The organism is Daejeonella sp., from assembly GCF_046590655.1.
GTDB lineage: Bacteria > Bacteroidota > Bacteroidia > Sphingobacteriales > Sphingobacteriaceae > Daejeonella.
The window spans coordinates 15,895-38,183 of sequence record NZ_JBKJUM010000020.1 but is presented as its reverse complement, the minus strand read 5'-3'; the positions used below and the strand labels follow the sequence as shown (position 1 = coordinate 38,183).

Sequence of the window (22,289 nt, the reverse complement as noted above, 5' to 3'; positions counted from 1 at the left end):
ATGGTTATATAATTTAATTTAATTTCTCTACGGATTAATAGCCTTAAGTTTTCCGCTTTTAGCTTTCTAATTTCAGTTTTCCGCTATTTCCCCCTCAAAAACTCCGTCACCGGATCCCCGAAAGGTCTTGTACTCATTCGGTCAATATCACCTTGGTCATTTGTCAGGAAATTAATCTTCATATCGGGGTAGCCTTTACCTTCATCAACAGTAATAAACTGGTCATAATGCCAATGGTCTAACATAGCACTAAGGCCCCTGTATTTTATTGAGAGCTGGTTGCCTTGAATACCGATTTGTATATCACCGTAGACTGGGTGTTTAAATGTACCCGCATAGTCTGTGATGGCGTGTGAAGGATTGGTATTTTTAACCCGGGAAGCATTCAGGGAATCAATTTGTTTCTTGCTGCGTTCCTGTCCATCAAGGTAATCTTTTCTATACCTGCCGCTCCAATCTGTTGCCTCACGCCCAAGTAATATGTCAATTATTGGAAGGTTCATTACCGAGCGAAGTGACCCTGCTGCCGTTGAATTATGTACGATAAAAATGGCAAGGCTGTCGTTTGGCAAATACGTTAGATTAGAGTAAAATCCATCGATAGAGCCAGTATGGCTTACTATCTTGGTACCTTTATAAGCTTGAACGATCCTCCCCATGGCGTAGATGGAATTAGAAAGCTCATCATAACGCCCGCGTTTATCCGACAGGTTTTGAGGAATCATGGTTTCGGCTATTGCCGTTGCCGGGATTGCCTGCTTTCCATGAAACTTTCCGCTGTTAACCAGAGCGATCATCCAGTTACCCATATCTTTCATATTGGAATAAATGGTACCTGCCGGGCCCAAGGTTTCAGTTTGCGAACTGAATGTACGGGCTACAAGTTTACCCTGCTCATTGTCGAAATACGATTGTGAATGCTGTGCCGGCCTTTTACCTTCCCCTGCAAAACCACTGGAGTTCATTACAAGCGGTCTGAATATTCGCTCGCGAACATTCTCTTCCCAGGATTTTCCGGTTATACTTTCAATTGCTAAACCAGAAGTCGTAAACATCATGTTATTATAAATATATCCTTCACGAAATCCTAAGGAAGGCTTCATATAAGCAATTTTGCTCAGTGCTTCTGTCCGTTTGAAGGGTGCATTTACCCAAATCCCATCATATGCCGGAAGTCCTGTGCGGTGGCTAAGCATATCCCGTAAGGTTACTTTTGAAGTTAGCTCTTCATTGTAGAAGGCGATTGCTGGAAGGTAGGTGCGCACAGGCTTATCGAGGTTAAGTTTACCTTCAACCGCCAATTGTGAGGCAATTGTCGACGTAAACAATTTTGTGTTTGAAGCGATGGGGAATAGTGTTGTTTCGGTTGCAGGTAATTTCTGTTCAAGATCCCTGAAACCGTAGCCCTTAGTATAGATTATTTTGTCCTTATACACAATCGAAATAGCCATACCGGGAATGTTCCATTGTTCAAGGAGTTCACTTGCATAGTTATCAATGGTTGAAAATTTTGCCGGGTAGTCTGTGTTTTGCGCCCAAACTGAAAGTGGGAACATTAGTAGTAGCAGGAGTAGTCGCTTCATTATTTATTTGTAGGTTCTAAATTGTTTTATTTCAAAAGGTCTTCCGTCGTAACAGGGTTACTAAGCAGGTTCGAAAAAGCGTCCCAATGATCATCTTTTCCTTTCTCCACATATTTCTTTATCACGTCATACCCATAATTATAGTTGATTACATAACTGCGGTATTTTTTTATAAAAGCGATAGACTTAAGACTGGTTTCCTCGTTAAAAAGGCAATATTTCTTTAACCATTCTAATGCTTGTTTATCCGTCATAGTTCCATTGACAAGCCCCCGTCCCGCATCGTTTCTGGCGTAATTGAGTTTGCCTCGTATAGCAAGTGCTTTGAAATATAGATCTATACCTGCAGTATCCAATCCAGCCAGAGGGAGGAGAACATCTTTCGAAAAGCGTACTTTATCATCTGCCGGGAAAGCTAGTTCGATTCCATAGTTAGCACTGCCTTCAGCAATAAACGATTGAGGGCTAAAAAGAGGATATAGGGAAATTTCTACCCAGCCTTTGTCGCGGTAGAGATTTTTTTCGAGAAGCATATTATAAACGTGATGCCCGGGATAGCTTTCATGGCTGCCCACATCAATTGCCCGTTCAATAAATATCTGGACATCTGTATTAATCTGAATTTCGCTGGTATAATTTCCTTTATACCAGTTATAGCCGCTCCAGGATTTATTGGTTACGTATGTCAGGGTAAATTTTTCATCTTTAGGCAATTGGTAATGAGCCAGTGTCAGCTTCTTTGCTTCAGCAATCGAAGTCTTAAACACCGTGTCCAATTTGTTCTTTGGGATGATGAACTTGTTTGCCAGCTTCTGGAAACGGTCTTGTACATTGCCAGGGCCGGGCAAAAGATGATCTAAAGAGTCGATCAGTATTTGATAATAGGTCGCAGGCCAAACTGGTGCATTGGTACCAAAAAGATCCCTGGATTCTTCGTCAAAAGTACCAAATTCACCGGTATAGATCTTAACCCTACGGCTGAAAGCAGTTAATTGGCCTGACATCCATTTAGCTCTTAACGCATTTGTATCACCTTCGGCAGAAATCTTCTCAAGTTCATTACGCATTTGGGTAATTGACTTGAGGATACTGTCTTTAGGAAAATCAATTGGTTTGCTACCCGGCTTTAGTGAGTCGGGTCCATAGTAGGCATCTACAAAGTCTAAATCATACTGCCCGATAAATAAGCCTAACCGGACGTAGTCTTGGGCAATCGTATTTATGGAGCTTGAATCATCATACTGTTTTTGAGAACAGGATAGAAGAAAAATGATGGATGAAAGAAACAAGAGTTGTTTTAATCTTTTCACACGGGTGGATTATAAAATGCAATAGCTAACTGTATGCAAATTAGCAAAATTACCTTCGAAGATTAAAAGGATTCACCTAAACTTAAATAAAATCCTTTTTGGCGTTCTTCACCCTGACGTTTTTCGCCCAGGGCGTAATCCATCCTGACACTTAATCCCTTTTCAATATCGAAGAAATACCGGAATCCGCCGCCGATACTGGGCTTCAGATCGGCAATAGTGAAATCGCCGTGGCCATAGACGGTTCCGGTTCCGGCAAAGCCAACGAACCCAAATCTTGGATTTAATCGCAAGCGAAGTTCGGCCTGTAAGGCGAGTAGATTTTCATCCCGGTAACGGCCTGAATAATAGCCCCGCATCATCTCGTCATTGCCTAATTGGGGGAGCAGGTAGAAGGGTGTGTTGCCATTGCCAATGGTCTGATAGATGCTGTTCACTCCCAAAACAAGTTTCTTACTCAAGCTTCTGAAACTTCGGAGATCACCTTTAAATATACCGCCATCAAAGTTATCTCCGCCAAAAAATGAAGGGGCATAAGAGTAATTTAGCTTGAGGTAGGTCCCTTTGGTGGTGTAGGTATTGGAATTACGGTTATCTATGATCTGGGAAAGACCAAAGAATAGTATTTGTCCTCCGTCCCGGTCAATAAGAAAAGGGTTAGTACTATAAGTTCCTCCTGCCTCCTTATCTATAAAGCGGTAATTATCATAACCTATATTAAGTCCGGTGAAGGTTATTTTCCCTAATTTCTTTTCTGCCCCAGCGCTTACCCTGAATAACTTCTGTGTAATGCGGTCTTCACTCGACTCAAGCGTGTTATTACCGATGCCATAAAAGTTAAACGGAAAGTTCCGGTATCTTAATTCAGAAGTATAATGGAACATGTTTCCGGGGGACCAGATATCGCTTTTTAGCTGGAAATTACTCTGACTTTTAGTGGTAAATGTCGCAACGCCCGTCAGGCGGGATGCACGCGTTTGGGTATCTTTTCGATCTGTGTAAAATGAATAAAGGCTTACTGCACCAAACTCAACACCAGTTTCCTGGGCATAACTTAAAACAGGTAGAGGTAGAAAGCTGCTGGATCGGGTGGTATCGGCTTGGTTGGAAAATAATTTTTTAATAAACTTAGGCTGGCCGTAAGCTGAACTGCTGACTATCAGCATCATAATCACAAGAACGTGGCTTTTAAGCATGGAACTTTTTTATGAAGGATGCTAAGATATGATTGTTCATTCAAAACGGCTAACCTATGTTACTCTAACGGGCATTTAGGTAAGATAAAGGGTCATTTTTCAATGAATAATTTGATAAAATCTATATAGTCACATTATGGGGTATCTTTGATATCATCGATGTACAGTCTATCACAAAACAAACCTTATTCAAAGAATCCTTTTAAATGAAGCTTTATATAAAGAACATGGTGTCCATTCGCTGCAAAATGATAGTGAAGGAAGAGTTGACAAAACTCGGGCTACATTATATCATTGTGGAGCTAGGCGAAGTAGACATTATGGAAAACATTTCTTTGGAGCAGTGGGAAGAAGTGAAAGCAGCTTTATTTCTTTCAGGATTAGAGCTAATGGACGATAAGAGATCTGTATTGATTGAGCGAATAAAAAATACTATTGTTGAAATGGTTCATCATACAAATGAAATGGTGAAAACAAACTTCTCTGATTTTCTAAGCAAAAAATTGAACCACGATTACACATATTTAGCGAATTTATTTTCTGAAGTACAGGGAACCACAATTGAGAAATTCATCATCGCACATAAGGTTGAGCGTATCAAGGAATTGATTATTTATGGCGAATTGAACATTACTGAGATCGCCTGGAAGATGAATTACAGCAGCGTTGCTCATCTATCCAATCAATTTAAAAAAGTTACAGGACTCTCACCTTCGCATTTTAAACAATTGAAAAACAAAAGACGAAGCCCAATTGAAGAAATTGGATCCAGGATGTTACCCGCTTTAACAGCAGACAGGTCGGGGCTGGATAGCATTAAATAAACCGGGATAGATTTCCGGAGCAGTGGACGCCATTTTGGCGTTAAGTGAATTATTAGTGATCGCAACGATAAACCAGGATTTGTAGGGATAGAATATGTCTAAAATAAAAATAACACAGGTAGACGAATTAATGATTGCCCGCATGGAGCTTGCCTTTCAAAAAGAGGAGAAAGAAAAACTCAAAGCAGAGCTGATCAATGCCCGTAAAGAGCTTGTCTTTCAAAAGGAAGAGAAAGTGAAACGTGCAGCAGAGCTGGGGATTGCTAACAAGGAACTTGTTTTTCAGGACGAGGAGAAAGAAAAGCGGGCAGATGAACTAATCATTGCTAACAAAGAACTAGCCTACCAGGATGAGGAAAAGGAAAAGCGGGCGGATGAGTTGATCATTGCTAACATAGAACTTGCGTTTCAGGATGAAGAGAAGGGAAAACGGGCTGCTGAATTAGGCATTGCCAACCTGGAACTTGCGTTTCAGGATGAGGAGAAAGAAAAGCGTGCCGCCGAACTAATTATTGCAAACAAAGAGCTTTTATTTCAGGATGAGGAGAAAGAAAAGCGCGCAGCAGAGCTGATCATTGCTAACAAAGAACTTGTGTTTCAAAACGCTGAAAAAGAAAAGCGCGCAGCAGAATTGAGCATTGCTAATAAAGAACTGATATTTCAGAACGATGAGAAAGAAAAGCGGGCACAAGAGCTGATCATTGCCAATAAAGAGCTTGCTTTCCAGAATGATGAGCGAGAAAAGCGGGCGCAAGAGCTGATCATTGCCAATAAAGAGCTTGCTTTCCAGAACGACGAGAAAGAAAAGCGGGCGGAGGAGCTGATCATTGCCAATAAAGAACTAGCCTTCCAGAATGATGAGAAAGAAAAGCGGGCCGCGGAATTATTCATCGCAAACAAGGAACTCATTTTCCAGACCGGAGAGAAGGAGAAGCGTGCTGCCGAGCTTGTAATTGCCGATATAGAACTTGACTTTCAAAACAAAGAGAAAGAAAAGCGGGAAATTGCGAATAAAGAATTAGAAGCATTCAGTTATTCTGTGAAATTAGCTTCTCAGTATTCGCTAAGTCTTATCGAGGCGAGTCTGGATCCATTGGTCACAATAAGTACGGAAGGCAAGATTACTGACATGAACCAGGCAACCGTAAATATTACGGGCATAACAAGGGAGAAACTAACCGGTACCGACTTCTTTGATTATTTTACCGAATCCCAAAAAGCTCGCGAAGTCTATCAGAAAGTATTCGCGAAAGGATCGGTTGCAGATTCTCCCCTTACAATTCGTCATAAAGATGGAAAACTGACTGATGTATTATTCAATGGATCAGTCTATAAAGACGATATAGGAAATGTTCTTGGAGTTGTTATCGTTGCCAGGGATGTTACTGAGCAAAAAAAAATTGCAACAGAATTGACCGAAGCGAAGGTATTTGCTGAGACAGCTACGGAGATTGCAGAAGTAGCAAAAAGCAAAGCCGAGAGTGCCACTCAAATCGCTGAAGACGCTGTGAAAGCGAAACAGCAATTTTTGTCTAACATGAGCCATGAAATCCGTACACCAATGAATGCAATTATTGGGTTTACAAAAGTGATGTTAAAAACAAATTTGACGGTTAAGCAACAGGAATATTTGACCGCAATAAAAATAAGTGGTGATGCACTTATAGTACTTATTAATGACATCCTTGACCTTGCAAAGGTAGATGCGGGTAAAATGTCTTTTGAGAAAACTCCTTTTAAAATGGCTGCATCAATTTCATCTATGCTCCATTTGTTCGAGACTAAAATTCAAGAAAAAAACTTGGAGCTGGTTAAAGAATATGACAGCCAGATTCCTGAGGTTCTGGTTGGCGATCCCGTGCGTCTGCACCAGATTATTTTAAATCTGGTGAGTAATGCAGTGAAATTTACATCAATGGGTAAAATCACAGTAAGTGTGCGCCAGTTGGCGGATGACGATGAGGGCAAAGCGATGATAGAATTTGCGGTTACAGATACCGGAATTGGAATAGCCGAAGGTACGTTGGAGCGAATTTTCGAAAACTTTCAGCAGGCATCAAGCGGCACCTCCAGGTTGTTTGGAGGAACCGGATTAGGTCTGGCTATTGTTAAACAGTTAGTGGAACAGCAGGGTGGAACGATTAGCGTTCAAAGTAAAATTGATACAGGTTCAACTTTTAGTTTCATATTAAGTTTTCAAAAAACAAAAGCCGAAGCAGAGCTAGAAAGCGTAATGGTGGAGTTAGATACAGAAATTAAAAATATTAACGTGTTGGTAGTTGAAGATATCGCTCTTAATCAATTACTAATGAAAACATTGTTAGATGACTTTGGATTTGAAAGCGATATTGCGCCAAATGGAAAAATAGCGATCGAGAAATTATCTCAAGTCGAGCCTAATGGACCCGGAAAACCCTACGATATAATCTTAATGGACTTACAGATGCCCGAAATGAACGGCTTTGAGGCGACAGAATATATTCGTAATAAAATGAATTCTAGTATCCCAATTATAGCGTTAACTGCCGACGTAACCACAGTGGATTTAGCGAAATGCAATGCTGTTGGCATGAATGATTACATCGCGAAGCCAGTAGAAGAAAGATTGTTATATAGTAAAATAGTTGGTTTTCTAAAGAAACCTATCCCGATAACTACAGTGATTAGTGATTCAAATGTATCGAAGAATAAGTTATCCGGTGCGAATCCTGCGTTGGCGACTGGAATTGTAAAGTGCACCGATCTGGAGTATCTAAGGCGTCGTACGAAATCAAACCAGGCATTGATGATGGAAATGATTGTGCTTTACCTGGAGCAAACTCCACATCTGATTACAGCAATGAAAAAAGGTCTGCTGGAAGAAGATTGGAATCTATTGCAATCGGCAGTTCATAAAATGATCCCATCGTTTTCGATAATGGGGATTAACTGCGAATTTGAAAATATGGCCAAAAAAATTCAGAAACATGCGCGCGCATGCTCCCAGGCTGCAAATGCGGGGAAAGAATTCATCTACGCAGCTTTCCCCACAAATGCTGGTACTGGTCTGCTAGACAGACAGGAGTTGTTTCACTTGATCTTGCAGCTGGAAAAGGTATGTGCCAGAGCTTGTGAAGAATTAGAAGAAGAGTATACTAAAATTAAAAACCAGAACTGATGAAGCAAGAAAAAATTATTAAACTTTTCCTAGTAGATGATGATCCATTGTTTTTAAAGTCTTTAGAGATAGAATTTTTACAGAATGGAAATTGTACAATTGAAACATTTACAACTGGCGAACTTTGCATTGAGAATTTATCACATAACCCTGATGTAATCATCCTAGATTATCACCTTGATGGCATTGACAAAACTGCAATCAATGGGATTGACACGTTGGATAAAATAAATTTATCCCATCCACAAATTCCTGTTATAATGCTATCCTCTCAGGATAGTATAGAGGTTGCTGTAAACTGTATGCATCATCAGGCATTTGATTACATAGTAAAAAGTGAAACGGCTTTTATGCGCTTACAAAAAGCAATTAAGACTATCTTACATTACAAAAAAATGGAAAAGCAATTGAATTGGTATATGGAGAGAATGTGATTACTCATCTTTTCATGTCGTGAAAATGTGTGAATTACGCAAGTTATATTCGAAATTACGCAACAGTCCCCAAATTTAAAGGATACACCTTTGCTACGTGATAATGATGTCACATCTATCTAGAAAAAATGAAAAGCAAAATAGTAACCCCAATCATAGCAATGCTATTGGTTGTATTTATGGGAAGTTGTCAAAAAGATCAGGATACCCAGGCATTCAAAGCTTCTTCTATCGACAAGTTAGCATCGCTTGAGCCGCTAACAAAAAATTTGCAAGGGATAGATCTTGGAGTAGCAGGTAATTTTGCAATACTTTCAAAGACTGGAATAACCAGCGTTTATAAATCTACTATAACCGGAGATATTGGAACAAGTCCCATCACCGGTGCAGCTATGGTAGTTAGTTGTGGAGAAGTAACAGGTAACGTATTTTCTGTTGATGCCGCTGGTCCTGCATGTAAAACAACAAGTGCCACGATGCTTACATCTGCTGTAAGTGATATGCAAACTGCCTACCTGGACGCTGAAGGTCGTATAAATCCCGATTATTTAAATTTGGGTGCTGGAACTATTGGCGGAACTACCCTTTTACCTGGCTTGTATAAATGGACAAGTTCCGTGAACATCCCAACCGATATTACAATTTCGGGCAGTGCTGATGACGTCTGGATATTCCAGGTTGCCGGAACTCTGGACATGAGTTCTGCAGTGCGAGTTACCCTAAGTGGAGGTGCACAAGCAAAAAATATTTATTGGCAAGTTGCCGGCGCCGTTACTTTCGGAACTACCAGCCACTTTGAAGGAATTATTTTAGGAAAGACAGGCATTAATTTGCAAACAGGTGGAACAATAAACGGACGGTTATTAGCGCAAACTGCGGCAACTCTTCAAATGAACACAGTTACACAACCACAATAAATTTAAATAGTCCAATTAATTACGATTAAGTGATTTAACCTTTCACTATTTTTACACCACCGTACTGCCTGGCATACGGTGGTGTTTTAATATATACTACCTGGTATTTTTCTCCCGTATCGCTTTAAATTCTGAACCCTCTTTCCACATTGGCATCGTCGTCTCAAACGCCAGCCGTTTTCCTACCAGAAACAACAGTTTCAGGTCGTCCAATCCTCCGGCAAACGTCCAAATCGATGCGTCATACTCATCTGATGGGCGATGATAATGTTTCTCACGGTATTCGGCGTCTGCTTTGTCGCCGTAGCCATCCTCTTTCCCAATCACGTTTACCCCACGAGAAGTATAGAGAGCGGGAATACCGACTTTGGCAAAATTGAAATGATCCGAACGGTAATAGTATCCTGCTTCCGGATGTCGTTCATACGCAAGAATACGTCCCGCTTTCTCAGCCTCAGTTTTGAGATAATCTTCCAGTTCCGACTGCCCCTCGCCGACCGTTATGATATCGCGTGTATTTTCAAAGGGGTTTAAACCGTCGATGTTAATATTAGCGACCGTTTTTGCCGCAGGGTAGATAGGATTTTGAGCATAATATGCAGAACCCCATAAACCCTGTTCTTCTGCTGTAACTGCGAGCATAATTACCGTACGTTCTGGCTGTATTTTAAGACTTTTAAACGCCCTGGCTAACTCTAAAAGACTTGCAGTTCCGCTTGCGTTATCAAATGCGCCATTATAAATTGAATCGGCAGTCTCATCTGGTTTTCCAATGCCAAGGTGATCCCAGTGGGAGGTATAGATTATAACTTCATCAGGCCGTTTGCTCCCCGTTATTTTGCCAATAACATTCATTGATTTATTGAAAGTCGTTTCGACCTTCATGCTCGTGGAAAGCCTTAGGTTTAATGCTGAAGCCTTGAAGCCGCGTTTATCCGCCTGTGCGAAAAAGCTGCTACTATCCAAACCAGCTGCTGCTACTAAACGTTTTGCTGCTGGAAGGGAGAGCCAGCCATTGATATCTGTATATACATTTGGACTTTTGCGATCATCTAATCGAAGCTTTGATGCGTTCCAGTTATTCTGAACTACTGAAAATGGGTAGCTTGCTCCTTCGGTAGTATGGACAATCAGGCAGCCTTTTGCACCCTGCCGGGCGGCTTCTTCAAATTTGTAAGTCCATCTGCCATAATAAGTCATAGTCTTTCCTTTAAACAATGTAGAATCACCGGCCGCGAAACCTGGGTCATTTACCATCACCAACACTACTTTCCCCTTGACGTCGAGCCCTTCATAATCATTCCAGTTATGTTCGGGAGCTACAACTCCGTAGCCTGCAAATACAAGCTCATCATTATTCAGGCTCACCTTGTCGCTGATCTTATCCGTCCAGATCACATAATCATCAAACCCTTTAAGGTCAAAATTTCCTTTTGCGGAGCTTACTTTCATCAGCGGATCTGCAATGGTTTTTATATTCACCATCGGTACTTCCTGAAGATAGCTTTCGCCATTTCCGGGCTCCAGACCGGCTTGTTTAAATTGAGCCTGCAGGTAGGCAACAGTCTTGGTTTCCCCTTCAGTAAAAGGTTTACGACCGAGAAAAGAATCATCAGCAAGTTGCGATACATGGAGGCGCAGACTATCGGCACTGAAGGCAGCCAGCCCGTCTTGATCGTTGTCAGAAATGGGCTGGCTTTTATTGCAGGAGGCGAAAATTAAGGTTGCTGCAAAAGCAAGGCAGGTGAGTTTTGTTGTCATATGATTGGTTTGGTAGGATGAAGATACGAAAATGGATTTATACCCTGAGTGTTTAATCTTTTCTCAGCTATAGGCTGACGTACCCACCGAATTTAAACGCAGAGGCCGCAGAGTACACGCTGAGCGCGCAGAGTTTGGTACGAAAAGTATTTGTGCAAGATCACTTGAATGAGAGGCATTCTCTGCGCCCTCTGCGAAAACCTCTGCGTTCTCTGCGTTAAAAAATAGGCGCTATGCTTAGACGCCACACAGATCTTTGTTCTTTGTTCTTTGTTCTTGGTTCCATTGAAAATAACCCTAATTTTGCCACCTAAAATAAATACTTATGGCTGTTGAAAGAGGACCGATCTCCCGTTTTATCGAAACAAATTACCTGCATTTTAATTCGGCTGCGTTAATGGATGCAGCGAAAGGGTATGAAACTCACCTGGATGAAGGTGGTAAAATGATGATCACCCTCGCCGGAGCTATGAGTACGGCAGAACTTGGAATCTCTCTTGCGGAGATGATACGCCAGGATAAAGTTTCTATAATCTCTTGTACCGGAGCTAATCTTGAAGAAGATATTATGAATCTTGTCGCACACTCACACTATAAACGCGTACCAAATTACCGCGACCTGAGTCCGCAGGACGAATGGGATCTGCTTGAAAACCACTACAATCGTGTTACTGATACGTGCATTCCCGAAGAGGAAGCATTTAGAAGACTGCAAAAGCACATCCACAAATTGTGGAAAGATGCGGATAATGCGGGTGAAAGATATTTTCCGCATGAGTATATGTACAAAATGTTGTTGAGCGGTGTTCTTGAACAATATTATGAGATCGATCCTAAAAATTCATGGATGCTGGCAGCAGCCGAAAAGAATTTGCCAATTGTAGTTCCAGGATGGGAAGATTCCACTATGGGTAACATCTTCGCATCTTATGTAATGAAAAAAGAGCTTAAGGCTCTGACCATGAAAAGCGGTATCGAGTATATGGGCTGGCTGGCCGAATGGTATATCGCAAATTCGGGAGGTAAGGGAATTGGATTTTTTCAAATTGGAGGTGGTATAGCGGGTGATTTCCCAATCTGTGTGGTACCAATGCTTTATCAGGATATGGAAATGGAAAATATTCCCTTCTGGAGTTATTTCTGCCAGATCTCAGATTCCACCACATCCTTCGGATCTTATTCCGGCGCAGTTCCAAATGAGAAGATTACCTGGGGTAAACTTGACATTCATACACCTAAATTTATCGTGGAATCCGACGCGACTATAGTGGCTCCATTAATTTTTGCGTGGGTTTTGAAGCAGTAGTTATCTGTTCTGGTATTAACAAGTAAAATTCATAACCGGCGTTTTATAACATATTTTGATTGGGTATAACTGTTTGATTATTAATTCGTTTTAAATCAGTTTAGAACGATTATAAATTACTAATATCGGTCACGTAATTGTCATGGTTAGACGAATAAAACCTACTTTTGTCATCGAAAATAGTGCCTTAGTAATAGTTGGCAGCTTTTTAATCATACATTTCAAATTTTAAGCATTAAATACTAGATATGAGAAGCATCTCATTGTTTTTTAGAAGTATTACAAGGTCGCTGGTACTCGTTTGTGTCTTCATGCTCGCCGGTGTTTGTGTAACATACGCACAGGACGCAGCAGCGGGAGCAGCAATATTCAAACAAAAATGTACCGCTTGTCACGCCCTTAATAAGGCTGTTGTTGGTCCGGCACTAGCTGGAATTGACACCAAATATGATGAAGCATTCTTGATCAAATGGATCAAAAACGCTCCTTCGTTCATCGCAAGTGGTGATCCAAAGGCAGTTGCAGCAGGCCAGTATTCGCCCGCAATGATGTCGGCCTTCCCTGAATTATCGGACGATGATATTAAAAATATCATTGCTTATGTGAAAGTTGGCGATCCGAAGCCTGCCGCTGGTACTGCAGAAGCAGGTGCGGCTGCTGCAGAGGGTTCCGGAGGTATCAGTAACTTCATGATCTTCGGCCTTCTTGCCGTTATTATCATAGCCTTTATTGTTATAGTGGTTCTTAACCGGGTGGTCAGCACCCTGGAGCGCGTAATGCTTCAAAAACAAGGTATTCTTGTTGAAGAGGAAGAACATAAACCGACAGACAAGTTTGCAGGTCTAAAGAAACTTTCAAAAAACAAGAAGTTCATCATGTTTATTGTACTTCTTTTAATCATTACTCTTGGATCAGCAGGTTGGAAGGGAATGTGGGAAACAGGTGTTCACACGGGATATCAACCGGTACAACCTATCAAATTTTCTCACCAGCTTCACGCAGGATTGAATAAGATTGATTGTCAATATTGCCATTCAGGCGCATTTACTTCAAAAAACGCTTCCATTCCATCATTGAATGTTTGTATGAACTGCCATAATTACGTTACGGCATCAGAAAAGTATGCTGGGAAAACATCGCCCGAAATACAAAAGATCTACCAGGCGCTGGATTACAATGAAACCACAAAACAATACGGGAATAACACCAAACCAGTTGAGTGGATCCGTATACACAATCTGCCGGATCTTGCTTATTTCAATCACTCACAGCACGTTTCAGTTGCAGGGATAGAATGTCAGAAATGTCACGGACCTATCCAGACGATGCAGGAAGTTTACCAGTACTCACCTCTAACAATGAAATGGTGTATAAATTGTCATAAGGAAACTGAAGTAAATCATAAAGACAACCCATACTATGACAGACTGATTGCCGCTCATGATAAATTAAAAAAAGGTGAAAAAGTTTCAGCAGCAGTACTGGGCGGTTTGGAATGTAGCAAGTGCCACTACTAAGAATAGAATTTTTAAGAAAACATACGTATACAGTTATATAGCTTAAATGGAAAGCAATAAAAAATACTGGAAAGGTTTAGAAGAGCTGCAGAATAGAAAGGATTTCGTTCAGAATAACAAGAACGAATTTGCTGAATCGCTTCCTATGGAAGAAGTTCTGAATGAAGCTGGCTTAAGTACCGTAACTCCAAGACGCGATTTTTTGAAAGCACTTGGATTTGGTTTAGGTGCAGTAACCCTGGCTGCTTGTCAAAAAGTTCCTGTTCATAAATCAATTCCTTATTTAGTAAAGCCGGAAGAGATCGTACCGGGAATTCCAAATTATTATACCTCTACTTTTAACGGACACAGCGTACTGGTGAAAACCCGTGAAGGCCGTCCGATTAAAATTGAAGGTAACCCCAATTGTATCCTTAGCAAAGGTGCATTGGATGCTAAAGGGCAGGCTTCTGTTCTGGATCTTTATGATGTATCTAAATTAAAAGGACCGGTTCTTAATGACTCTGATAGCTCCTGGGATAAAATAGATCAGTTCGTTAAAACTGAATTATCCAAGACAGGCGGTAAAAGTATTCGGATCGTTTCGTCAACAGTAAACAGCCCATCAACTAAAGCAGTGATCGCTGATTTCATTGTAAAATATCCTTCTGCTAAACATGTTCAGGTTGATGCAGTTTCATACACAGGTATCTTAAAAGCGAACGAAGCGAGCTTCGGCAGAGCTGTTTTACCACGGTACCGTTTCGACAATGCTGACGTAATTGTAAGCTTCGGTGCCGATTTCCTTGGCAGCTGGATCTCACCAATTGAGTTCAACACGCAATACGCGTCTAAAAGAAATAATACTGCCCTTAAAGGCGGAAAGATGTCCCGTCATATTCAATTCGAAACTGGCATGAGCTTGACGGGGACGAATGCAGATGCCCGTATCCCTTTGAAACCATCTGAAGAAGGTATTGCATTACTAAACCTATATGCTGCTCTTGGCGGTTCTGTTTCTGGCGGTAAAAAACTTCCGAACCAGAAAGCTGAAACAGCAGTGATGCTCGCAGCTAAAGAATTAACGGTAGCAAAAGGCAGGAGCCTGGTAGTAAGCGGATCGAATGATATCGGAACCCAGACTGTTGTGAATGCTATTAATACTCTTTTAGGGAGTTATGGCACTACAATAGATCTTGACAATCCTTCATACCAATATAGCGGTAACGATGCTGATTTCGTGACTTTGGTTAACGAGATGAACAGCGGTACGGTTGGCGCAGTATTTTTCCTTAATAGTAATCCTGCTTACGAATACGCGGATCCTAAAGCATTCACTGATGCTCTTGCAAAAGTAGCGCTTCGTGTATCCTTTGCAGATCGTAAAGATGAAACAGCTTCTTTGTGCCAGGTTATTGCTCCAAATCACCACTACCTCGAATCATGGGGCGACTCAAATCCGGTAGAAGGTTACTACACCATTGCACAGCCAACAATTAATCCTGTTTATAATACCCGTAATGCAGAGCAGGGCCTTTTGATCTGGTCGGATAACGCAGTTCAGGATTATTATCAATATATCCAGAATAACTGGTCGAAAACGGTTTTAGCTCAAAGCGGCACTACCTGGAAGGAGCTTTTACAAAAGGGATCGGTTTCAACAACTGCCCGGGCTGGTGGTGCTTATGCATCTGCCGGTAATGTAGCAGCTGCAGTTACTTCCATCGTTGCTGAAAGCAATGCGCTGGCAAAAGGCGGAGACAATGCTGTGGAGCTTCATATTTATGAGAGCACCGGTATCGGTGATGGTAAATTAGCAAATAACCCCTGGTTACAGGAATTGCCAGATCCGGTTTCGAAAGTTACCTGGGATAATTATGCAGCTATAGGCCCAAAATATGCTGAGAAATTGGGCATAGCTGAATTGGATCTTGTTACAGTTAAAACGGATAAGTACGAAGTTACTTTGCCGGTACTTATTCAGCCCGGACAAGCCTCAGGTACTGTTTCAATAGCTGTTGGTTACGGTCGCACAATGGCTGGAAAGGCTGCGGTTGAGGTTGGTAAAAATGCCTATCCCTTCTTAAGATTAGTTAACGGCACGCTGCAGGGCAATGCTTCTGCAACGATCACTAAAGCTGGTGGGATTTATGAGTTGGCACAAACGCAAACTCACCACTCTATCGAGGGTAGAAATATCGTCCGTGAAACAACTTTAAAAGATTTCTTAAAAGATCCTAACCACGGTACTGGTCATGGTCACGTGAACCACGTTGATCTTTGGAACGAATACGAAATGCCTGGTCATAACTGGGTAATGGCTATCGACCTGAATGCATGTACTGGTTGCGGTGCGTGTATAGTTGCTTGTAATGCTGAAAACAATATTCCTGTTGTAGGGCGCGATGAGGTTCGCAAACGCCGTGAAATGCATTGGATACGAATTGACCGTTATTACACAGCAGATGATAATGGCAATAAAGTAACCAAGGAAGACGAAATGGAAGATCTGGAGACCATGGACAATGTGTCTGTGATCCACCAGCCGATGTTATGTCAGCATTGTGATCACGCTCCATGTGAAACTGTGTGTCCGGTTTTGGCAACTGTCCACTCATCAGAAGGCCTGAACCAAATGGCTTACAACCGTTGTATCGGAACAAGATACTGCGCCAATAACTGTCCGTATAAAGTGCGTCGTTTCAACTGGTTTAACTACTGGAATGACTCACGTTTTGATAACTACATGAACAATGAGTTTACACAGCTTGTGTTAAACCCTGACGTTACCACACGTTCACGTGGTGTTATGGAGAAATGTTCAATGTGCGTTCAGCGTATACAGGCCGGTAAGCTTCAGGCAAAATTAGATAAGCGCACACTGAAGGATGGCGATATCAAAATGGCTTGTCAGCAAACTTGCCCTACAAACGCAATCATCTTCGGAGATGGAAACGATCCTAATTCTGAAGTGGCCAAAGCATTGAAGAGCGAGCGTACTTATTATGTGCTTGAGGAGATCAATACCAAGCCAGGTGTTGGATACCAAACAAAAGTTAGAAATACTGCAGAGGTTTAATACAAGAAATTCAATAAAGATATGTCATCTCATCACGAGTCTATACTTAGAGAACCCTTAGTAACCGGTGAAAATATTACCTACGCCAAGGTTACTGAAGATATATTGGTTCCGGTAGAAAATAAGCCTAATAAAGCCTGGTGGATCGGTTTCATCGTTTCTGCAATAGGTGCCGCCCTTTGGGTATTTGCAGTTAGCTGGACATTCTGGTTCGGTGTCGGCGAATGGGGATTGAATAAAACTGTAGGCTGGGCATGGGATATTACGGGTTTCGTATGGTGGGTAGGTATTGGTCACGCAGGAACACTTATTTCTGCCGTGCTCTTACTCTTCCGCCAGAACTGGCGTAACTCCATTAACCGTTCAGCTGAGGCGATGACTATCTTCGCCGTTATCTGTGCCGCTACCTATATTATATCGCACATGGGCCGTCCATGGATGTTTTATTGGGCACTCCCATTGCCCAATCAGTTCGGATCTTTATGGGTAAACTTTAACTCTCCGCTTGTTTGGGACGTATTTGCGATCTCAACGTATTTCTCCGTTTCATTAGTATTCTGGTATACGGGATTACTTCCTGATATTGCTACTATCCGCGACCGTGCTACGGGCATGCGCCGCCGGATTTATTCTGTTCTTTCATTCGGATGGAATGGTTCAGTTAAAACATGGCAGCGTTTTGAGCTGGTATCATTAATTCTCGCGGGTGTTTCAACTCCACTGGTACTTTCAGTTCACACCATTGTATCTATGGACTTTGCTACTTCACTTGTACCAGGATGGCACACGACGATCTTCCCTCCATACTTCGTTGCTGGTGCGATTTTCTCAGGATTTGCAATGGTACAAACCTTATTGCTTGTTACGCGGAAGGTCATGAACTTCGAAAACTATATTACCATGTTCCATATTGAATCGATGAATAAAATCATCATCCTTACGGGATCAATTGTTGGTGTAGCATACCTGACAGAGCTTTTTATTGCCTGGTATTCAGGTGCAGAGTACGAACAGTACGCTTTCCTTAACCGTGTAAGCGGTCCATACTGGTGGGCATACTGGACTATGATGACTTGTAACGTGTTCACTCCACAGATCTTCTGGATTAAAAAGATCCGTACAAGCGTTGCCTGGTCGTGGATCCTGTCAATAGTTGTGAACATAGGTATGTGGTTTGAACGTTTCGTAATTATTGTTACCTCACTTCACCGTGATTATCTTCCATCAAGTTGGGTAATGTTCTATCCTAGCTGGGTTGATGTATGTGTATTCATTGGTTCGATTGGATTGTTCTTTACATTATTCTTATTGTTTCTAAGAGTGCTGCCGGCAATTGCAATGGCTGAGGTTAAATTATTGTTGAAGAGTTCAAGTGATCAGGCCAAGCAAAAACTTATCCGCGAAGGTAAATTAGATGCAGGTGAGGTAGTTTATTACCAGGAATCCCTGGAAAAATTTGATAGTATAAAACCACGGGTAGCGGAGTACGAAAAAGCATAAAGATGAGTAACATAAAATATATTTTAGGTCATTTTGCAGATCCGGATGACCTTATGCATGGGATCGACAAATTACAGGAAGGTAACGTTACCATATATGACGTTTTCACTCCGATGCCAATCCACGGTATTGAAGATAAATTAGGTATCAAACGTTCAAGATTAGGCAGAGTAGCATTTTGCTTCGGAATAACCGGAACAGTAACAGCTATCTCAATGATCTGGTATATGCTTGTTTACGACTGGCCTATGAATATCGGTGGAAAACCTCACTTTGCATTCCCGGATTTTGTGCCGATCATGTTCGAGTTAACAGTTTTATTCTGTGCATTCGGAATGGTTGGAACTTATTTCTTTGTAAATCATCTTGCTCCAGGCCGTACTCCAAGGGTTATGGATCTCCGTGCTACTAATGATCGTTTTGTAGTAGCAATTGATGCGAGGGAAAATCCATACCACGATAAAATTGACAATATCTTAAAAGAGGCTGGTGCTGTTGAAGTTAAGCACAACGAAAGGAAATATGTTAGTTATGAATAAGGTCCTTATAATATGTACCGCTTTTTTAACTGTCGCGACTGCTTCAGTTATCTCTTCCTGCTCTAATAACAGAAGCACGGGTGTTGAATTTGCACGTAATATGTATGATCCGATCGCCTATAACCCGGATCAGCCAAATAAGAACTTCAAAGATGGTAAAACTGCACAAACTCCTCCTGCGGGAACAGTGCCTGTAGGATTTGATAAAAACGATAATTACCCGAATACTCCGGAAGGTTATCAGGCTGCAAGTGCAGGTTTGTCAAACCCGCTGCCAGTAGCAGTTCCAACTCTCGAACAAGGGAAAACGCTGTATCTGAATATGTGTTCACATTGTCACGGTAACGAGGGTAAAGGTGATGGCTCGATAGTTAAGCTGGGGAAATTCCCGGCTCCTCCTGCTTACGGTACCGGAAATTCCTCTCGTGGTGGTTCAATGAAGGATCTTACTGATGGCAAAATTTACCATACAATAACTCATGGTGTTAACCTTATGGGGCCGCACAAATATCAGTTAACGCCGGAGCAAAGGTGGAAAATTGTTATGTACGTTCACGAATTACAAAAATTATAATAGTCAATTGCTGAAACCAGATGGGAAATCATAACCAAACTCATACTCATAATTTTTCTGAACAATTTATTTTTTCAGGCAAATTAAAAACCTGGAGCCTTATAGCAATAGTAATAGGTGTTCTCTCAATTGCCTTCGGATTTTTAACCGATCACGCCGAACGGACTTACGCCAACCTATTGTTAATGGCCTATTATTTCACTTGCGTTTGTGCTGCCGGTCTATTTTTCGTCGCTTTGCAATATGTTGCGCAGGCGGGTTGGGCAACCGGCTTATTAAGAGTTCCTCAGGCAATGTCGAGGGTTCTTCCGATAGCTTCTTTAATCCTGTTTGTAGTGTGTGCAGCAGGTTTGCTGACCCATAACTTATACCACCACTGGAACGGTGATGGTTTAACTGATCCTGCGAGTCCTAACTACGACAAGCTTATCGCCGGAAAGGCGGTATATCTGAATGTGCCTTTCTTTTTAGCCCGTCTGGCAATATTTTTAGGAGCTTACAGTTTCTTCGCTGTCTTATTTGCTAAATATGCAAAACGTGAAGCTGCAGAAGGCGGATTGGTTTTTTATGATAAGAGCATTAAATGGTCCGCAGTATTTCTGATCATTTTTGGTTTTACTACGCCAATATGGGCATTCGATACTATTATGTCTCTTGAGGCGCACTGGTTCTCAACAATGTTTGGTTGGTATAACTTCGCTGCACTGTGGGTTAGTGGTCTATGTGTGATCGCACTAATGATTATCCTACTAAAAAAAGGCGGTTATATGTCGTGGATCAATGAGAACCACTTGCATGATCTTGGAAAGTTCATTTTTGCTTTCTCGATCTTCTGGACATATATCTGGTTTTCGCAGTTCCTGCTTATCTACTACGCTAACATACCGGAAGAGACGGTTTATTTTTATAAGAGATGGGAACCTGAGTATCTTCCATGGTTTTGGGTAAACATTGTGATTAACTTTGTAGCACCGATTTTGATTCTGATGGCACGTGGTTCCAAACGGCATACTAACACCTTAATGTTCGTCTGTATTATGCTGCTTTGTGGTCACTGGCTGGACTACTACATGATGATCATGCCGGGAACTGTTGAATCACACCGTGGATTCGGAATCCTTGAAATAGGAATCGCTATCGGTTTTACAGGCTTGTTTTCATTTCTTACGCTTAATCAACTCAGTAAAAGGTCTATGGTTCCAAACAATCATCCTTTCCTTGAAGAGAGCTTGCATCACCAGATTTAATTAAGGCTTAATTGCAAAGATATATATTACGAATAAAATGAGGTTAAGAGAAATTTTAAATATCAGGATTGCTTCATCAGTGTTGATGATTTGCGCTCTTACTGTGTCTCAGGGTACAGTTACGGCACAAACTCAGGACACAACAGTAAGTTCAATCACGGCAGTTGGTGATACTGCAGCTACTTCAGCCAATCAGGTTTCACCGTCTTCAGTGCCGCTTATCAGCACCGCCGTAGATACGGTTGCACGTTACAAGAATATGCAGCCTGCTTCCGCAGAAGTCGATTATTCAGCTGCCTACAAATCGGGTGCATACTATCTCCTATTATTTGTACTGTTATGCGTGTTTTACGCGGTAATTGTTAAAGTGGCGGAAGTCTATTCGCTTAGCAAGGATATACAGGGCAGAAAAGGACCTAAGTTTGATTTAAGAAAATTCCAGGGAGCACTATTTATTATTTTTCTTTTACTTGGTCTTTATGGTGTTTACTGGTCTTATGCTGTTCAGGGTCCAATGAGTATGCATGAGTCGGCATCTGAACATGGCCTGGATATAGATTTCATGTTTAATGTCACATTAGTAATTACAACGATTGTATTTATTCTTACCCACATTGCTTTATTCGGATTTTCATATCAGTATCGCGGATCAAAAGAGAGAAAAGCTTATTTCTATCCTCATAATAACGCTCTGGAAAGAATCTGGACAATAGTTCCTGCTATTGCTTTAACTGTTCTTGTACTGCTAGGTTTCTTTACATGGAGAAACATCACCAATGTTTCTGAAGAGGATCAGAAAAAAGCAATTAACATTGAGGTTGTCGGCGAGCAGTTCAAATGGAATCTTCGTTATTCAGGACAGGACAATTCAATAGGAAAACGTAATTACAAATTGACTACTCCCACGAATGGATTAGGCATAGATTTTAAAGATCAGAAAAGCTGGGATGATCAGCTGGTGGGCGAAATCGTGATTCCGGTTGGCAAACCTGTTCGTTTTACTATCGGTTCAAAAGACATACTTCATAGTTTTTACCTTCCTGACTTCAGGGTACAAATTAATGCCGTCCCTGGTATGCCAACTTATTTCCAATTTACTCCGCGACTGACTACAGCTCAGATGAGGGAGAAACGAAATAATCCGGCATATGATTATGTTTTGCTATGTGCGAAGATTTGTGGATCCGGACACTATAATATGCAGTCTAAAGTTACTGTGGTATCGCAGGCGGAATATGCCGTGTGGTTAGCTAAACAGCCTCTATATTATAATGACGATGTAAAGAAGGAACTTCAGCTTGCTGAGCAAAAAAGTGCAGAAGAGAGTAAGAAAATTGCGTTAAATACTAATACTATTATAAAATAA

Annotated in this window: 16 protein-coding genes; 12 read left to right on the top strand and 4 right to left on the bottom strand. The window is 41.4% G+C overall.

Annotation, left to right across the window (positions count from 1 at the left end; translation table 11 throughout):
• Positions 1-83: 83 nt before the first annotated feature.
• From ACLL8Z_RS01985 to ACLL8Z_RS01975, 3 genes are all read right to left on the bottom strand, one after another.
• On the bottom strand, positions 84-1,583 hold the full coding sequence (locus tag ACLL8Z_RS01985; protein ID WP_411273075.1) for a serine hydrolase: 1,500 nt from the start codon (positions 1,581-1,583) through the stop codon (positions 84-86).
• A gap of 26 nt (positions 1,584-1,609) precedes the next feature.
• Positions 1,610-2,893, bottom strand: a complete 1,284-nt coding sequence (locus ACLL8Z_RS01980) for a hypothetical protein (RefSeq protein WP_411273074.1) — start codon at positions 2,891-2,893, stop codon at positions 1,610-1,612.
• Between the two features lie 62 nt (positions 2,894-2,955).
• Positions 2,956-4,089: a BamA/TamA family outer membrane protein gene (locus ACLL8Z_RS01975; RefSeq protein ID WP_411273073.1), complete on the bottom strand. Its 1,134-nt coding sequence runs from the start codon at positions 4,087-4,089 to the stop codon at positions 2,956-2,958.
• A gap of 206 nt (positions 4,090-4,295) precedes the next feature.
• Between ACLL8Z_RS01975 and ACLL8Z_RS01970 the strand changes: the two genes are divergently transcribed.
• The 4 genes from ACLL8Z_RS01970 (at position 4,296) to ACLL8Z_RS01955 (ending at position 9,421) form a co-directional block, all read left to right on the top strand.
• Positions 4,296-4,913 (top strand): helix-turn-helix domain-containing protein, encoded by a 618-nt coding sequence (locus tag ACLL8Z_RS01970; RefSeq protein ID WP_411273072.1) that lies wholly within the window; start codon positions 4,296-4,298, stop codon positions 4,911-4,913.
• 94 nt (positions 4,914-5,007) lie between these two features.
• Positions 5,008-8,070, top strand: a complete 3,063-nt coding sequence (locus tag ACLL8Z_RS01965; RefSeq protein WP_411273071.1) for an ATP-binding protein — start codon at positions 5,008-5,010, stop codon at positions 8,068-8,070.
• Positions 8,070-8,504 carry a response regulator gene (locus tag ACLL8Z_RS01960; protein WP_411273070.1) on the top strand — a complete coding sequence of 145 codons (435 nt, stop codon included), beginning with the start codon at positions 8,070-8,072 and terminating at the stop codon, positions 8,502-8,504. The genes ACLL8Z_RS01965 and ACLL8Z_RS01960 overlap by 1 nt, the downstream gene beginning before the upstream one ends.
• A 128-nt stretch (positions 8,505-8,632) precedes the next feature.
• Positions 8,633-9,421 (top strand): ice-binding protein, encoded by a 789-nt coding sequence (locus tag ACLL8Z_RS01955; protein ID WP_411273069.1) that lies wholly within the window; start codon positions 8,633-8,635, stop codon positions 9,419-9,421.
• Between the two features lie 96 nt (positions 9,422-9,517).
• On the opposite strand, the gene ACLL8Z_RS01950 is transcribed toward ACLL8Z_RS01955, so the two are convergent.
• On the bottom strand, positions 9,518-11,182 hold the full coding sequence (locus ACLL8Z_RS01950) for a M28 family metallopeptidase (protein ID WP_411273068.1): 1,665 nt from the start codon (positions 11,180-11,182) through the stop codon (positions 9,518-9,520).
• Positions 11,183-11,507: 325 nt separating this feature from the next.
• Here ACLL8Z_RS01950 and ACLL8Z_RS01945 point away from each other — a divergent pair, with 325 nt between their 5' ends.
• The 8 genes from ACLL8Z_RS01945 (at position 11,508) to ACLL8Z_RS01910 (ending at position 22,289) form a co-directional block, all read left to right on the top strand.
• Positions 11,508-12,488 (top strand): deoxyhypusine synthase family protein, encoded by a 981-nt coding sequence (locus tag ACLL8Z_RS01945; protein ID WP_411273067.1) that lies wholly within the window; start codon positions 11,508-11,510, stop codon positions 12,486-12,488.
• A gap of 248 nt (positions 12,489-12,736) precedes the next feature.
• Positions 12,737-14,005 (top strand): cytochrome c3 family protein, encoded by a 1,269-nt coding sequence (locus ACLL8Z_RS01940; RefSeq protein WP_411273066.1) that lies wholly within the window; start codon positions 12,737-12,739, stop codon positions 14,003-14,005.
• A gap of 46 nt (positions 14,006-14,051) precedes the next feature.
• On the top strand, positions 14,052-17,063 hold the full coding sequence (locus ACLL8Z_RS01935) for a TAT-variant-translocated molybdopterin oxidoreductase (protein ID WP_411273065.1): 3,012 nt from the start codon (positions 14,052-14,054) through the stop codon (positions 17,061-17,063).
• A gap of 21 nt (positions 17,064-17,084) precedes the next feature.
• On the top strand, positions 17,085-18,563 hold the full coding sequence (gene nrfD, locus ACLL8Z_RS01930; protein WP_411273064.1) for an NrfD/PsrC family molybdoenzyme membrane anchor subunit: 1,479 nt from the start codon (positions 17,085-17,087) through the stop codon (positions 18,561-18,563).
• 2 nt (positions 18,564-18,565) lie between these two features.
• Complete coding sequence (locus tag ACLL8Z_RS01925; RefSeq protein ID WP_411273063.1) at positions 18,566-19,102, top strand: DUF3341 domain-containing protein; 537 nt, start codon at positions 18,566-18,568, stop codon at positions 19,100-19,102.
• Complete coding sequence (locus tag ACLL8Z_RS01920) at positions 19,095-19,676, top strand: c-type cytochrome (protein ID WP_411273062.1); 582 nt, start codon at positions 19,095-19,097, stop codon at positions 19,674-19,676. Before ACLL8Z_RS01925 ends, ACLL8Z_RS01920 begins: the two co-directional genes overlap by 8 nt.
• A gap of 20 nt (positions 19,677-19,696) precedes the next feature.
• The gene (locus ACLL8Z_RS01915; protein WP_411273061.1) at positions 19,697-20,923 is read left to right on the top strand and encodes a quinol:cytochrome C oxidoreductase; all 1,227 of its coding nucleotides are present in this window, start codon (positions 19,697-19,699) and stop codon (positions 20,921-20,923) included.
• A gap of 37 nt (positions 20,924-20,960) precedes the next feature.
• On the top strand, positions 20,961-22,289 hold the full coding sequence (locus ACLL8Z_RS01910; protein ID WP_411273060.1) for a cytochrome c oxidase subunit II: 1,329 nt from the start codon (positions 20,961-20,963) through the stop codon (positions 22,287-22,289).

Coding starts and splice junctions, on each gene's coding strand:
- ACLL8Z_RS01985 (WP_411273075.1), bottom strand. CDS start 1,583: ATGAAGCGACTACTCCTGCTACTACTAATGTTCCCACTTTCAGTTTGG.
- ACLL8Z_RS01975 (WP_411273073.1), bottom strand. CDS start 4,089: ATGCTTAAAAGCCACGTTCTTGTGATTATGATGCTGATAGTCAGCAGT.
- ACLL8Z_RS01970 (WP_411273072.1), top strand. CDS start 4,296: ATGAAGCTTTATATAAAGAACATGGTGTCCATTCGCTGCAAAATGATA.
- ACLL8Z_RS01965 (WP_411273071.1), top strand. CDS start 5,008: ATGTCTAAAATAAAAATAACACAGGTAGACGAATTAATGATTGCCCGC.
- ACLL8Z_RS01960 (WP_411273070.1), top strand. CDS start 8,070: ATGAAGCAAGAAAAAATTATTAAACTTTTCCTAGTAGATGATGATCCA.
- ACLL8Z_RS01955 (WP_411273069.1), top strand. CDS start 8,633: ATGAAAAGCAAAATAGTAACCCCAATCATAGCAATGCTATTGGTTGTA.
- ACLL8Z_RS01950 (WP_411273068.1), bottom strand. CDS start 11,182: ATGACAACAAAACTCACCTGCCTTGCTTTTGCAGCAACCTTAATTTTC.
- ACLL8Z_RS01945 (WP_411273067.1), top strand. CDS start 11,508: ATGGCTGTTGAAAGAGGACCGATCTCCCGTTTTATCGAAACAAATTAC.
- ACLL8Z_RS01940 (WP_411273066.1), top strand. CDS start 12,737: ATGAGAAGCATCTCATTGTTTTTTAGAAGTATTACAAGGTCGCTGGTA.
- ACLL8Z_RS01935 (WP_411273065.1), top strand. CDS start 14,052: ATGGAAAGCAATAAAAAATACTGGAAAGGTTTAGAAGAGCTGCAGAAT.
- nrfD (WP_411273064.1), top strand. CDS start 17,085: ATGTCATCTCATCACGAGTCTATACTTAGAGAACCCTTAGTAACCGGT.
- ACLL8Z_RS01925 (WP_411273063.1), top strand. CDS start 18,566: ATGAGTAACATAAAATATATTTTAGGTCATTTTGCAGATCCGGATGAC.
- ACLL8Z_RS01920 (WP_411273062.1), top strand. CDS start 19,095: ATGAATAAGGTCCTTATAATATGTACCGCTTTTTTAACTGTCGCGACT.
- ACLL8Z_RS01915 (WP_411273061.1), top strand. CDS start 19,697: ATGGGAAATCATAACCAAACTCATACTCATAATTTTTCTGAACAATTT.
- ACLL8Z_RS01910 (WP_411273060.1), top strand. CDS start 20,961: ATGAGGTTAAGAGAAATTTTAAATATCAGGATTGCTTCATCAGTGTTG.